Origin of the sequence: Kordia zhangzhouensis (assembly GCF_001005305.1) — a bacterium.
Taxonomy (GTDB): domain Bacteria; phylum Bacteroidota; class Bacteroidia; order Flavobacteriales; family Flavobacteriaceae; genus Kordia; species Kordia zhangzhouensis.
Genome location: NZ_LBMH01000004.1, coordinates 91,767 through 104,493, shown reverse-complemented (window position 1 = coordinate 104,493; position 12,727 = coordinate 91,767). Strand labels below are relative to the sequence as shown.

Annotated in this window: 16 protein-coding genes; 8 read left to right on the top strand and 8 right to left on the bottom strand. The window is 33.5% G+C overall.

Annotated elements, in window-relative coordinates; translation table 11 throughout:
• Window positions 1–400 precede the first annotated feature (400 nt).
• A complete protein-coding gene (locus tag AA088_RS07065) occupies window positions 401–820 on the top strand; it encodes a DUF2141 domain-containing protein (RefSeq protein WP_046744274.1) in 420 nt (139 codons plus the stop codon).
• A gap of 105 nt (window positions 821–925) precedes the next feature.
• Here AA088_RS07065 and AA088_RS07060 read toward each other — a convergent pair whose 3' ends face one another.
• Window positions 926–1,399: a Dps family protein gene (locus AA088_RS07060; RefSeq protein ID WP_046744565.1), complete on the bottom strand. Its 474-nt coding sequence runs from the start codon at window positions 1,397–1,399 to the stop codon at window positions 926–928.
• Between the two features lie 103 nt (window positions 1,400–1,502).
• Between AA088_RS07060 and AA088_RS07055 the strand changes: the two genes are divergently transcribed.
• A complete protein-coding gene (locus AA088_RS07055) occupies window positions 1,503–2,441 on the top strand; it encodes a LysR family transcriptional regulator (protein WP_046744273.1) in 939 nt (312 codons plus the stop codon).
• Window positions 2,442–2,477: 36 nt separating this feature from the next.
• Here AA088_RS07055 and AA088_RS07050 read toward each other — a convergent pair whose 3' ends face one another.
• The 3 genes from AA088_RS07050 to AA088_RS07040 form a co-directional block, all read right to left on the bottom strand.
• Window positions 2,478–2,675 (bottom strand): hypothetical protein, encoded by a 198-nt coding sequence (locus AA088_RS07050; protein WP_046744272.1) that lies wholly within the window; start codon window positions 2,673–2,675, stop codon window positions 2,478–2,480.
• A gap of 174 nt (window positions 2,676–2,849) precedes the next feature.
• Window positions 2,850–3,641, bottom strand: a complete 792-nt coding sequence (locus AA088_RS07045; protein WP_046744271.1) for a TIGR00266 family protein — start codon at window positions 3,639–3,641, stop codon at window positions 2,850–2,852.
• Between the two features lie 57 nt (window positions 3,642–3,698).
• Window positions 3,699–4,166, bottom strand: coding sequence for a DUF4442 domain-containing protein (locus AA088_RS07040; RefSeq protein ID WP_046744270.1), 468 nt, complete (start codon window positions 4,164–4,166; stop codon window positions 3,699–3,701).
• Window positions 4,167–4,434: 268 nt separating this feature from the next.
• Between AA088_RS07040 and AA088_RS07035 the strand changes: the two genes are divergently transcribed.
• The 4 genes from AA088_RS07035 to AA088_RS07020 all read left to right on the top strand — a co-directional run bounded on the left by AA088_RS07035 (window position 4,435) and on the right by AA088_RS07020 (window position 7,947).
• Window positions 4,435–4,899, top strand: coding sequence for a DUF4870 domain-containing protein (locus tag AA088_RS07035; RefSeq protein ID WP_046744269.1), 465 nt, complete (start codon window positions 4,435–4,437; stop codon window positions 4,897–4,899).
• A 90-nt stretch (window positions 4,900–4,989) separates the two neighbouring features.
• Window positions 4,990–5,334 carry a PadR family transcriptional regulator gene (locus AA088_RS07030; RefSeq protein WP_046744268.1) on the top strand — a complete coding sequence of 115 codons (345 nt, stop codon included), beginning with the start codon at window positions 4,990–4,992 and terminating at the stop codon, window positions 5,332–5,334.
• Complete coding sequence (locus AA088_RS07025; RefSeq protein WP_046744267.1) at window positions 5,327–7,051, top strand: PspC domain-containing protein; 1,725 nt, start codon at window positions 5,327–5,329, stop codon at window positions 7,049–7,051. The genes AA088_RS07030 and AA088_RS07025 overlap by 8 nt, the downstream gene beginning before the upstream one ends.
• 173 nt (window positions 7,052–7,224) lie before the next feature.
• Window positions 7,225–7,947, top strand: a complete 723-nt coding sequence (locus AA088_RS07020; protein ID WP_046744564.1) for a head GIN domain-containing protein — start codon at window positions 7,225–7,227, stop codon at window positions 7,945–7,947.
• A 124-nt stretch (window positions 7,948–8,071) separates the two neighbouring features.
• On the opposite strand, the gene trxB is transcribed toward AA088_RS07020, so the two are convergent.
• The 4 genes from trxB to AA088_RS07000 form a co-directional block, all read right to left on the bottom strand.
• On the bottom strand, window positions 8,072–9,043 hold the full coding sequence (gene trxB, locus AA088_RS07015; RefSeq protein ID WP_046744266.1) for a thioredoxin-disulfide reductase: 972 nt from the start codon (window positions 9,041–9,043) through the stop codon (window positions 8,072–8,074).
• A 154-nt stretch (window positions 9,044–9,197) separates the two neighbouring features.
• Window positions 9,198–9,464 (bottom strand): hypothetical protein, encoded by a 267-nt coding sequence (locus AA088_RS07010; protein WP_046744265.1) that lies wholly within the window; start codon window positions 9,462–9,464, stop codon window positions 9,198–9,200.
• A 12-nt stretch (window positions 9,465–9,476) separates the two neighbouring features.
• A complete protein-coding gene (locus AA088_RS07005; protein WP_046744264.1) occupies window positions 9,477–10,076 on the bottom strand; it encodes a hypothetical protein in 600 nt (199 codons plus the stop codon).
• Between the two features lie 11 nt (window positions 10,077–10,087).
• Window positions 10,088–10,885, bottom strand: coding sequence for a hypothetical protein (locus AA088_RS07000; RefSeq protein ID WP_046744263.1), 798 nt, complete (start codon window positions 10,883–10,885; stop codon window positions 10,088–10,090).
• Between the two features lie 328 nt (window positions 10,886–11,213).
• Between AA088_RS07000 and AA088_RS06995 the strand changes: the two genes are divergently transcribed.
• Together AA088_RS06995 and AA088_RS06990 are read left to right on the top strand one after the other, a co-directional pair.
• Window positions 11,214–11,969: an SDR family NAD(P)-dependent oxidoreductase gene (locus AA088_RS06995; protein ID WP_046744563.1), complete on the top strand. Its 756-nt coding sequence runs from the start codon at window positions 11,214–11,216 to the stop codon at window positions 11,967–11,969.
• A 58-nt stretch (window positions 11,970–12,027) separates the two neighbouring features.
• On the top strand, window positions 12,028–12,609 hold the full coding sequence (locus AA088_RS06990) for a TetR/AcrR family transcriptional regulator (RefSeq protein ID WP_046744262.1): 582 nt from the start codon (window positions 12,028–12,030) through the stop codon (window positions 12,607–12,609).
• Window positions 12,610–12,727: the final 118 nt, after the last annotated feature.

Below are 12,727 nucleotides of genomic sequence, written 5' to 3'. Positions count from 1 at the left end.
AACCTTAAAAACCAATATCCATGTTAAAAAGTATTACCAACCTTTCGGGGAGTACCATTATTGAGAAATCTGCACAGCGAAATATTCTTGGCGGCTACACAGGACGTTGTAAGAAAGACAGTGATTGTCCAGGTGGAAGATGTATCGGTGGCATCCGATGTGCTTACTAAGTACCATCACTAATCTATTTTGTAAAAGCTGTATAAAAGCTAGAAGTGTAGTACTATACTTTTTCTCACTGTTTATACAGCTTTTTACAATTCATCCTACAAAAATTACAATCGAGTATCTTTTTTTGGATAAGCTGTGTTTTTCTATAGACTTTTGAATCATCAAACAACACTTTGGCTCTGCTACATGTTGCTAAAAATGAATCATTAATCAATAAACAATCACACACATGAAAAATTTACTTTTAATCGCAGTACTATTCACAAGTTATTTTACCACTGCTCAAACAGCTCCTGAAGGGCAAACTATCACGGTAACCGTTGCTAATATTAAAAATAATGAAGGAAAAGTGTTATTTGCTTTGCATACGGAAGAAACTTTTATGAAAGCAAAACCAATCCAAGCAACGGGAAGCACCATTAAAGATAATAAAGTAGCAATTACTTTTACCAACGTGCCTGCTGGCGAATATGCAATTACCTGCGTACATGATGAAAATGATAATGGTCGTATGGACTTTGAAGATAGCGGAATGCCAAAAGAAGATTACGGAATGTCTAACAATCCGATGAGCTATGGCCCGCCACAATTTGAACCTTCTAAGTTTACAGTAAAGGATAAAGATATTAGTTTAAAAATTGTATTCTAATCAGCACTATTTTTATCAATCCTACAGTAAAAAAAGCGGTTTGCCATCTTAAGTGATTGTCAAACCGCTACTTGTTTTCCTAACATCAGTTATGTTACCCAATTATTATTTATGCAACCATGCATTCATCATCCAAACCGTTTTTTCTTGTTCAGAAATTAAATCGCTCATCATTGCATTAGTTCCTTCATCGTTGGCATCGCCCGCTTTTTCTAAAAGAGATCGCTCAAGTTTTAACAGTTCAGAAATTGAAGCCACAATTAATTCAACTGCTTTTACATCTTTTGAAATATGTTTTCCAACAGGAACTTTTGCGTGGTTCATGTAATCTTCAAAAGTGTGTAGCGGTTCTCCTCCAAGTGTCAATACTCGTTCTGCAATCTCGTCAATCTTCATTTGTGAATCATTATACAACTCTTCAAACTTAGCATGTAATTCAAAAAATCCTTTACCTTTAATATTCCAGTGAATTCCGCGTAAGTTTTGATAATATACTTGAAAATTGGCTAGCAACACATTTAAATCATTTACTAATACTTTTGTCTTTTGGACATCGAGTCCGATAATATTTAATGCCATTTTGTTTCTATTTTTTATTAAGTCAAATGTAGGTGAGATTTTATTCGTTTTAATATAAGTTTTATTGATAGTTTTTATATTTTTATCACTCAAATTTATATCAATGACCATCACTCAATTACAATATGTTTTGGCAGTTGCCGAACATCAAAACTTTACCCTAGCAGCACAAAAATCATTCGTTACACAACCTACGCTAAGTATGCAAATACAAAAGCTTGAAGACGAATTGGAAATACAGATTTTTGACAGAAGTAAAAAGCCAATCCAACTAACAGAGATTGGAAAGAAAATAGTAGATCAGGCACGAAATATTGTGAATGAATCTGGAAGAATGCAAGATATTGTAGATCAACAAAAAGGATTTATAGGAGGCGAATTTAAACTTGGAATTATTCCCACCATTATGCCTACTTTACTTCCTATGTTCTTAAAAACATTCATTAAAAAGTATCCAAAAGTCAACTTAAAAATAGAAGAATTAAATACAGAATCTATTATTAATAAACTAATGGAAGGGCATTTGGATGCTGCAATTGCTGCAACACCTTTAGGCAATGAACATATCAAAGAACGTGTGTTATATTATGAACCCTTTGTAGGATATACTACAGAAAATCATCGTTTATTTTCAAAAAAAGAATTAGAAACTAGCGACTTGGATATTGATGATATTTTATTGTTAGAAGACGGACACTGTTTTAGAGATGGAGTCATTAATTTATGTAAAGTTCCCAAGGCAGTAGTGAATGATCATTTTCAACTTGAAAGTGGAAGTTTTGAAACGTTGATTAAGCTTTCCAATGAAAACTTAGGAATGACGCTACTCCCCTTTTTGCATACTTTAGATCTTAAAGAATCTGAACGTAAATATTTACGCCATTTTAAAGAACCAAGTCCCGCAAGAGAAGTAAGCTTAATTTTTCATAAAAGCGAATTAAAAATGCAAATTATTGAAGCACTGCGCAATGTAATTATGGGAATCGTTAGAGGCGCTATTGCTTTTCATAATGTAGAAATCATTAGCCCTGTACAAAAATAGTAATATTAAAAAAGCCGCGACGTATCGCGGCTTTTTTTATGGTTTTAAATAGATTAAACATTGGTCTAACTGTGGATTTGCTGTCACAAGCGAACTGATCCAAATTTTCAATTCTTCTATCTCGTGAGGGAGCAATCGTTGCAAAGCTTTTTGTAATTCTTTACAAAATAATGATGGATCAAAACTAACTTTTTTAAGTATAGTCTTCGTGTAATCAAACATTGCTCTTGCCATATTTAACGAAAGGTTTTAGGTTAAAAATTTTAAAGAGTAGTTTTTGTCGATAAGCGTAATTTTTAAGTTCTTATAAATTTAAGAAAAAAAAGTATACGTTTATCTTTTTATAGCGAAACTTTAACAAATGTAAGAAGATTAATAACTCTTGATTTTCTTTCTTCTTTTCTACTTTTAGAAGCTATTATCTCCATCCAAAAGATCACCAATACTTCCTAACACACTACCTTCTCCTTTTCCTCTTGGCACAGAAGCCAATACACGTCCTGCTAAACGGCTAAACGGTAAAGATTGGATATACACAACTCCTGGTCCTTTAAGCGTGGCAAAAAACATACCTTCTCCTCCAAAGAGCGTATTTTTTATTCCTCCTACAAATTCTATATCATAGTCAACATCTTGTGTAAAACCTACTATACAACCTGTATCAACTCGAAGTATTTCTCCAGGAGCTAATTGTTTACGTGCCATTGTTCCGCCTGCATGGACAAATGCCATTCCGTCTCCTTCTAGTTTTTGCATAATGAACCCTTCTCCTCCAAATAGACCACGGCCTAGTTTTTTGGAAAACTCAATTCCTACAGTTACGCCTTTCGCTGCGCAAAGAAAAGCATCTTTTTGACAAATAAATTTTCCTCGAAACTCAGTCAAATCAATTGGAATAATCTTTCCTGGATATGGAGATGCAAAACTGATTTTACGAACACCAAATGAAGCATTGTTTAAAAAAGAAGTCATAAATAAACTTTCCCCAGTAAGAATTCGTTTTCCTGCCGAGAAAAGCTTTCCTAAAATTCCTTTTTCTTGATTGGAACCATCTCCAAAAATGGTATTCATCGTTATACCATCATCCATCATCATGAAACTTCCTGCTTCTGCGACTACAGCTTCTTGCGGATCTAGTTCAATTTCTACGTATTGCATTTCTTCTCCGAAGATTTCGTAATCAATTTCGTGTGCTGTCATATTATTTTAGTTTTTTGATTGTAGCCTATTAGAGTCCTGTTGCTCTTATTTGTTACACTATGATTTCTTTTTTAGCTTAATTCCCCATTCATATTCAAAATGAGAGACACTTTCTCCTGTTTCGTCAAAACCTTCCGCATATACCATCAAGCTTTGTCCTTCCTCAGTTGCAATCGCTTTATCAATCGCTTCTTTTACCTTTAGTCCGTCATTACAAACAAAGCGTATTTTCCCCGTAGCTTTTTTGGTAAATGTTCCTTTTTGCGAACGCACGAGCATGGATATTTTTTGACCAGACGCTTCAATTTCCTGAATAACCAATACGCCCGTTGCCAATTCAGAAGCCATTCCTTGTGTAGCCCAATACAACGATTTAAAAGGGTTTTGATTAATCCAACGATGTTTAACGGTAACCGTAGCAGTTTCTCTAGTAATTTCTTTAAGTCGCACACCCGAAAAAAAAGCAGAAGGAAGTTTGAACAATAAAAAGGTATTTATTTTGGAAGGAGTTAATTTTTTTGCCATAATTCTATACAATCACATTTCATTTATGTAGCCAAAATACAAAAAATTAAAAAATTCATATACAAAGTTAAATTTTGCTTTTCTTTCTCTTAAGCATCTACAAAAGACTTGCTTTACAAACTTAAAATATTAATTTTCAGATATATACATAAAGTTTTATAAGTAAACTATAAAAAATTACAAATGTTAATAATATGTTAAATTTAGGTACTATGTTTTGCATAATACCTTTTTTTAGATATATATTTGCATAAGAAAATAATAGGTAATGGAATCAATCATAACAAAACACCATAAAAATGTAGCCACTGTTTTACATGCTTCAGCATTTAGTAGTTACTTTATCCCGTTTGGAAATTTTATAGTTCCTTTCATTTTATGGAATGTCTATAAAAAGGAAACTGAGTTCATTGATCTTCACGGGAAAGAGGTTTTAAATTTTCAGTTAAGCTTATTTTGCTACAAATTTGCAGCAATGATACTAACGGTTCCTTTTTTTGTATTCTTTGGGTTAAAAAATCATCATGTATGGGATACAATACATTTTAACAGCATTTCAATTCATTGGAATGACGGATTCAGTTTTTATAATCTTACCTTGGTAAGCATTATAGTATGCATTGTACAACTCTTATTTTTTGCAATAAATATTACGTATACCATTGTGGCAGCAATGAAAGCGAATGAAGGTGAAAAGTATCGCTATCCGTTAACGATTCGTTTCATCAAATAATATCAATCATCATCATCAATCATCATCATCAATCATCAAACCAATCATCAATCAAAAAACGAACAGTATCATTAAAAGACACATGAAAACATGAAGATCGAAAACACAAAAGCTCAAATGCGTAAAGGTGTGTTGGAATATTGCATCTTGTCTATCTTAAAGGATAAAGATGCCTATGTAGCCGAAATACTTGACACCCTAAAAGACGCAAAAATGCTTGTCGTAGAAGGAACTATTTATCCTCTTTTGACAAGATTGAAAAATGCAGGATTATTAAGTTATCGTTGGGAAGAATCTACTTCTGGACCTCCAAGAAAATATTATGGACTCACAGAAACAGGACAATTATTCCTCAAAGAACTTAACACTACTTGGAACAATTTACAAAATGCCGTATCACTCGTAACACGCCAAAAAAGCACGACCAATGAATAAGACTATCAATATAAATTTAGCAAATATGTTTTTTCATATTGATGAAGATGCATATAACAGTTTACAGCGCTATTTGAATGCTATTAAACGCTCTTTTACGGACTCGCAAGGAAGAGATGAAATTCTTGCGGATATTGAAGCAAGAGTTGCTGAACTTTTTTCAGAACGCTTAAAAAGCGAGCGACAAGTAATTAGTATGAAAGAAGTTCAGGAGGTTATTGACATTATGGGACAACCTGAAGATTACTTGGTCGATGACGAAATTTTTGAAGATGCTCCAAGAAGTGCATATACCAGAACTACCTCTAGTACCCATCGTAAATTATATAGAGATTATGATAACAAATTTATAGGAGGTGTTTGTGCTGGGTTTGCACAGTATTTTGGAATTGACGCTTTGTGGATACGTATCATTGCTTTGATCTTTTTGTTTGCGTTAGTGGGCTCTCCTATTTTAGTATATATTATACTTTGGATCATAATTCCGAAAGCTAATACTACAAGTGAAAAACTAGCAATGGCGGGAAAGCCAGCGAACATCTCCAACATTGAACAAAAAATCAAGGAAGGACTGGACGATGTTCAAGAACGAATTAATGATGTAGACTTTCAGCAAGTAGGACAAAAAGCGAAAAGTGGTGCATCATCCTTCTTTGACTCTTTAGGAAACCTCATCATGGTGTTTTTAAAGATTTTCGCAAAGTTTTTTGGAGTAATCTTTATTATTACTGCAGGTGCAATCCTAATTAGTGTAATTATGGGGGCTATTAACCTTAGTTTTTTAGACCTAAATGTTTTTACTGGTGAAGAATTTTTAATCTATGAAGATTTAGGAATTATTCATTCAACACCTAGATGGGTTTTAGGACTGTTACTATTATGTGCATTTGGAATTCCTGCTGTAGTGTTGTTTATTTTAGGCATAAGAATCTTAGTGAAAAATTCAAAATCTATTGGATTAACAGCTAAAATTGTTTTGTCTGTACTATGGATAGGCTCTTGTATAGGAATAGCATTTATTGCCTCTAGTGCTGCTTTACACAAAAATATAGAAGCTTCTGTATCAACCAAAACAGAATTGCCTATTGTTGCGAATGACACTATCAAAGTAAAAATGGTAAAAAATGAAGAGTATGGATATAATTATTATAGAAATTATGGATACGAAGTTGAATATTTAGATAATGGAGATGTAGTGTTATTTTCTAGTGCAGTACGCTTAATTGTAAAACCTACAGATAGTAATAACGCGCGAATTCGTATCAATCAATCTGCGAGCGGTGTTACTTACAATGCTGCTAGAGAACGTGCACAAGCTATTAATTACAACTTTGCATTTGAAAATAATACACTGAAATTAGATAGTTTCTTTTTTGTAAATCCTGATGATAAGTTCAATCAACAAGAAATAGAAGTTATCTTATACTTACCTGAAGGTGCTATAATTTATGCAGATGAGAACACGAAAAATTTCCACAGTAATTCTATAGGTTCTGGAGATATTTTAGGGACAGGTGAAGAAGAACATTATTACCAAGTCATTGACGATGACCTTAAATGTTTGGACTGCGATAATTCAGCAATCAAGCAATTGAAAAAAGACAAAAAAGAAATTACAATTAATTCTGACAAAGTAGATATCAACATTAAAAACAATGACAAAAATGTACGAGTAAATGTTCAACGTGACAGTGTAACTACTCAAACAGATCAGTAAAAATCATCAATCAAAAATGAACCATTTTACAATCCAATCAAGCACTACTAAAATTGTTTCTTGTACGGTTTTAGTAGTTGGGTTGTAAAGTAAAAGAAATCGAATTTGAGTTCTTCTTACAAGAATTTACATCAAAAAAACATCATCAATCAATAATTAAAACACTAACTACTATGATTACTTTAGCACGAATTATCGCCATTGCCATTTTAAGCATTTTACTTACTTCTTGCGATTTTAACTTTAACAATGGAATTGCAGGCAATAGAAATGTTGTTACAGAAGAACGTGAAGCAGACGAGCCATTTACTACAATCAAAGCTTCAGAAGGATTAGACGTATATATTACACAAGCCTCGAGCCCTTCTATTGAGGTTGAAGCAGATGAAAATGTTATTTCATTAATTGCAACTGATATTGATAATGGAATTTTACGAATTCACACCGAAAAAAATATAGGTCGTTGCAAGTCAAAAAAAGTACATGTACGTATGCCTTCTATTGAGAAGATTATAGGTACTAGTGGTGCTGATGTATTTTCAACATCAACTATCGTTTCGGACGATCTTGAAGTAAAAAGTACAAGTGGTGCCGATGTAAAAATTGAAGTAGAGGCAGAAAATGTATTTTGTTCGTCATCTAGCGGTGCAGATATTAAAATTTCAGGAACAGCTCAATCACTCGTTGCCAAAGCTAGTAGCGGAAGTGATATTGCTGCAAAAGACCTTGAAGTAAAAAGTTGTGACGCGTCTGCTAGTAGTGGTGCAGATGTTACCGTAACTGTTTCTGAGAAATTGGTTGCTAATAGTTCAAGTGGTGGAGACATTAGCTATTATGGTAATCCTAATAGCGTTTCCAAAAATAAATCTGTTTCTGGAAGCGTTCATAAAAAATAAATTAGTCATTAAATTTATTCGATATAAACAAAAAACGCACAAGTTGAAATCTTGTGCGTTTTTTTATGTTTTAGTATTTAGAATGAACGTTTACACTTGATAATTTAAAAATCGTCCTATTACTTTAGGCTTCAATCATATCTTCTACAGAAGCTAAATATCGTTCTGCATCCAATGCAGCCATACATCCTGTTCCGGCAGCTGTAATTGCTTGACGGTATTCTTTATCTTGTACATCTCCTGCAGCGAAAACCCCTGGAATATTTGTTTTTGTTGATTTTGCAGCGGTTATCAAATATCCTGTCTCGTCCATGTTTAAAATTCCTTTAAACATATCTGTATTTGGTTTGTGTCCAATGGCAATAAAAACTCCTGTAACAGGAATTTCATGCTTTTCTTGTGTTTGATTGTTTACCACACGAACACCTTCAACTACCATATTACCTAATACTTCGTCTAGTTCGGTATGATACAATACTTCTAGATTTTCGGTATTGTTTACACGGTGTTGCATTGCTTTACTTGCTCGCATTTCGTCACGACGAACTAGCATTGTCACTTTTCTACATAGTTTAGCCAAATACGTTGCTTCTTCGGCAGCCGTATCACCACCTCCTACAACAATTACATCTTGCCCTTTGTAGAAAAAACCATCACAAGTAGCACATGCTGAAACTCCTCCTCCTTTTAGGCGTTCTTCACTTTCTAACCCAAGGTACTTTGCCGAAGCTCCTGTTGAAATGATTACTGTTTTTGCAGAGATTTCTTTCTCTTCTGCTCCATCATTTACATATACTTTGTGTATGCCTCCTACTTCTTTTGAAAAATCCACACGAGTTGCTATCCCAAAACGTACTTCTGTTCCAAAACGTGTTGCCTGATTTTTCAAATCTTCCATCATAGCTGTTCCGTCAGTTCCGTTTGGATAACCTGGAAAGTTATCAACTTCTGTCGTTGTCGTTAATTGTCCGCCTGGCTCCATTCCAGTGTACATTACTGGATTCATATCTGCTCTTGCTGCATAAATAGCTGCTGTATATCCTGCGGGACCACTTCCTATAATTAAACAATCAAGTGTTGTATTTGTATCTGACATATCTTTTTTTTTCTAAAATTCTATAACAAAAGTAGCTTTTTCTATGAATTCCTTACACATATTTTATCAACAAAAATGATACAACTGTTTGATTTATTTATCATACACAAAAGCTAAAAAGTAATAAATATGTTATTACTTTATCAAAATCTGGTTATACAATTCTATGTGCCAAACTCACTAAAAAGTTTACTCCATTGTCTATATTAGCTATGGCATCTGCTTTGGCTGTATTTGATGCAGCAGCATCATTAATTTCTTTTAAAACCTTGATTGCATTAGCATTAGTAATTTGACTCTCTTTGATGAATTGATCAATTTCTGTGATGCTCATTCGTGTGAGACTTGCAATTGTGGTTTGAAATTCTGCATCCGTTTGCGAAGCCGCTTGGTTGGCTAAATCGTCCCAATTTATACTCATAAGTTTATATTTTTAGTTTCCTTTAAGTTCTGAAGCTACATTTAATAATTTATCAAAACCGTTTCCTGTTTTGATTAATAAACTATCCAAATGATTTTCTATTTTGTTAACATTCAGATTTGTTTTGGTCAAACTTTCAATTTGTGCCAAGGTATTGGCTTCCGATTGTTTTAGTTTAACTGCCGAAGTAATCAAGTTTTGTAAAGTACCACTAGCTCGTTGATAATTTGAATAGCTATCATTTAATGAAGTTAAGATTTGATTGCGTTGATTGTCAAGCAATGTGTGTAGAGAATCTCGTTTTCTACTGATAACAGGCATTACACTTTTTAAAATGTTAGGAAGTTCTGCTTTCACATCTACATTTGGTGGAATTTTAGCTTCAAAATTCTTCACAAATGTCGGAATGTATTGATTGTTGATAAAATCATTCACTTTATCTTTTCGCTCATCAAATAGTTGATTGATTAATGCTATGTTTAATTTGTGCATCTCAGCTGCTTCTGAAATTACTTCCTCAGACAAAGTTGCTGTTGAAGCAGGAATGGAAGCACATGAACTAATGATTATGCCAATGATTATGACAATAAAACTTTTAACGATTAATTTCATATTTCTTTAAATTAATTTGGACTGTTTACAGAAAAAATAGATTTAATTTTGTTGATAATGCCTTGTAAAATGCTAAAAATAGCATCTGAAGAAAATCCTCCAATGAGAGCTAACACAGCATTATTGAAAATACTTAGATCTTTACCTTGATCATACGATGATACAATTTCTGAAAGAATTAAACCAGAAATTAATCCTAATACAATCAGTGCTACATAGTATATAGATTGCTCTGGTTTTAAAGTTGCTTGCTGCACTCCCTCACTTACACTTTTAAGCAAGTAAAAAACAACACCCAAACCAGAAATAGAGCATAAAAATGAAATATTGAGCAACAACGATAATCCACTATTACTCAAAACTCCTTCCGATAAAGATTGTGTATTTACCTCACTTGACAAAGAGGTTCCAATAAAAATAATCAAAAATAGGACTGCTAAAATCACTAAATTTCGAATAATCGGTAATCGCTGAAAAATCGATTTCTTGTCATCGTCTTTGCATAGAAGCTTTAAATATCGGATTGATTTTGGAGTAGCTGGAGCCACATTCTTTGACAAAATATTATGCGCATTGATGAGATCGTCTAAATTATTACTTTCTATCAACGGATTCAGTTCTGTATTAATTATTTTTCCGTGATTAATCGCATATAACAACATGGTCTCCAAATCTTCTTTAAGTTGAATCATTGTTGTATCCGAGATACCTTTGGAGATTCCCTTAGGAGGTACATTTGCTGTTTCTGAAGCCGTAGTGGCCGATGAAGCCGACGGTGATGAAGTCGGCGTAGGATTAGAGGTAGACATATGGTTTTATTTTGGTCAGTTCATATCAAACTTACAATTTAAAAAGCGTATTTAAAAGTAAGATGAACTCTCAACACAAAATCAAGGGTTTCTACGTAGCGCTACATTTGTATTTGGAGATAAGGAAAATCAATCGATACTTCAACTTGCAATAAAAATTGTTTGTAAAATTTGTCATACAACACAAACCCAACCACCCCTAACCAACTAATTATCAATAACAATCATAATTATTATACTTTTATTTGGAATGACCGTTCTAATATTCATATATTTGTATTTGGAATGATTGTTCCGAAATAAAATTAATATACAAAACCAAAAAATTATGAGTAGTTTACAAGGAAAAATAGCCGTAGTAACAGGTGGAAATAGCGGAATTGGATATGCTTCTGCAGAAAAATTAAAAGCACAAGGTGCTGAAGTCATTATTACTGGACGATCTGAAGAACGTGTACAAAATGCCGCTTCTGAATTAGGTGTCAAAGGAATTGTGGCTGATGTAACTTCGCTAGAAGCCATCGACAGTTTAGTAGAAGAAGTAAAAAATTTACATGGCAATGTAGATGTTTTGTTTGTCAATGCTGGAATATTTAAGCCTGCGCCTGTCGGACAAATTACAGAAGAAGTGTACGATTCTCAGTTTGGAATCAATTTTAAAGGAGCTGTTTTCACAATTGAAAAGTTTTTACCAATTTTAAGTGAGGGCGCATCAATCATCAACTTATCTTCTATTAATGCCTATACAGGAATGCCAAATACGGCAATTTATGCAGCAACAAAAGCTGCGTTGAATTCGTTTACACGTACGGCTGCAACAGAACTCGCACCAAGAAAAATTCGTGTAAATGCAGTAAATCCAGGTCCTGTTGAAACCCCTATTTTTAACAAAACAGGTTTACCTGAAGAACAATTGCAAGGGTTTGCGGAAGCTATGCAGGAGCGCATTCCACTGAAACGATTTGGAAAACCTGAAGATGTAGCAAATTTAGTTGCGTTTCTTGCATCTGATGAAGCATCTTTTATTACGGGTGGCGAATACAATGTGGATGGAGGAATGAACATCAATCCGCTGTTGACCTAATTAAAGATTATATGTATTTTTGTAGAGATAGTGACTGCTATCTCTACAATTTATAAGTATGCCAAGAGTAAAAAAATTTAATGAAGAAGAAACGCTGAATAAAGCGATGTGTTTATTTTGGAAAAATGGTTTTCACGCCACTTCCATGCAAGATTTGGTAGCCTATTTGGGTATCAATCGTGCAAGCATTTACGACACGTATGGCGGAAAGAAGGAATTATTCGACAAAGCATTTGCGCATTACAGAAACAAAAATCGTATACAACTCACCTCTTTTTTTAAACAACAAAAAAGTGTCAAAGAAGGATTTCGAAAACTTTTTGAACAAGGAATCTCAGAAGCAGTTTGTGATTCTGAACACAAAGGTTGTTTTGTAATCAATGTTGCCACAGAATTAGTCCCGAATGATGAAGAAATGCTCTCGGTAATTCAAGAAAACAAAGCTTTTATGTTGGCTACTTTTAAAGATTTTCTTCAATCTGGCGTCGACTCTGGGGAAATTTCACCCATAAAAGATCTTACAAATTTAGCTTCTGTGTTACATACGTTTTTTAACGGTATTAAGGTAGTTTCTAAAACAGATCCGCAAGAAAAAGAACTCATCACTTCAGTGGATACGGTATTAACGTTGTTAGATTAGTTCTTAAATATAGATTTTCAATTACGACAACTTACTTCTTGCTAATTGAAGATTTTATTTTCGATATAATATCTTACTCCTTCAATTTTCTGTAGCATGCAGTTGCATGATTTCAAAT

Bases quoted from the DNA above. Each gene is read 5' to 3' on its own strand.
- AA088_RS07065 (WP_046744274.1), top strand. From the start codon at position 401: ATGAAAAATTTACTTTTAATCGCAGTACTATTCACAAGTTATTTTACC.
- AA088_RS07060 (WP_046744565.1), bottom strand. From the start codon at position 1,399: ATGGCATTAAATATTATCGGACTCGATGTCCAAAAGACAAAAGTATTA.
- AA088_RS07055 (WP_046744273.1), top strand. From the start codon at position 1,503: ATGACCATCACTCAATTACAATATGTTTTGGCAGTTGCCGAACATCAA.
- AA088_RS07050 (WP_046744272.1), bottom strand. From the start codon at position 2,675: ATGGCAAGAGCAATGTTTGATTACACGAAGACTATACTTAAAAAAGTT.
- AA088_RS07045 (WP_046744271.1), bottom strand. From the start codon at position 3,641: ATGACAGCACACGAAATTGATTACGAAATCTTCGGAGAAGAAATGCAA.
- AA088_RS07040 (WP_046744270.1), bottom strand. From the start codon at position 4,166: ATGGCAAAAAAATTAACTCCTTCCAAAATAAATACCTTTTTATTGTTC.
- AA088_RS07035 (WP_046744269.1), top strand. From the start codon at position 4,435: ATGGAATCAATCATAACAAAACACCATAAAAATGTAGCCACTGTTTTA.
- AA088_RS07030 (WP_046744268.1), top strand. From the start codon at position 4,990: ATGAAGATCGAAAACACAAAAGCTCAAATGCGTAAAGGTGTGTTGGAA.
- AA088_RS07025 (WP_046744267.1), top strand. From the start codon at position 5,327: ATGAATAAGACTATCAATATAAATTTAGCAAATATGTTTTTTCATATT.
- AA088_RS07020 (WP_046744564.1), top strand. From the start codon at position 7,225: ATGATTACTTTAGCACGAATTATCGCCATTGCCATTTTAAGCATTTTA.
- trxB (WP_046744266.1), bottom strand. From the start codon at position 9,043: ATGTCAGATACAAATACAACACTTGATTGTTTAATTATAGGAAGTGGT.
- AA088_RS07010 (WP_046744265.1), bottom strand. From the start codon at position 9,464: ATGAGTATAAATTGGGACGATTTAGCCAACCAAGCGGCTTCGCAAACG.
- AA088_RS07005 (WP_046744264.1), bottom strand. From the start codon at position 10,076: ATGAAATTAATCGTTAAAAGTTTTATTGTCATAATCATTGGCATAATC.
- AA088_RS07000 (WP_046744263.1), bottom strand. From the start codon at position 10,885: ATGTCTACCTCTAATCCTACGCCGACTTCATCACCGTCGGCTTCATCG.
- AA088_RS06995 (WP_046744563.1), top strand. From the start codon at position 11,214: ATGAGTAGTTTACAAGGAAAAATAGCCGTAGTAACAGGTGGAAATAGC.
- AA088_RS06990 (WP_046744262.1), top strand. From the start codon at position 12,028: ATGCCAAGAGTAAAAAAATTTAATGAAGAAGAAACGCTGAATAAAGCG.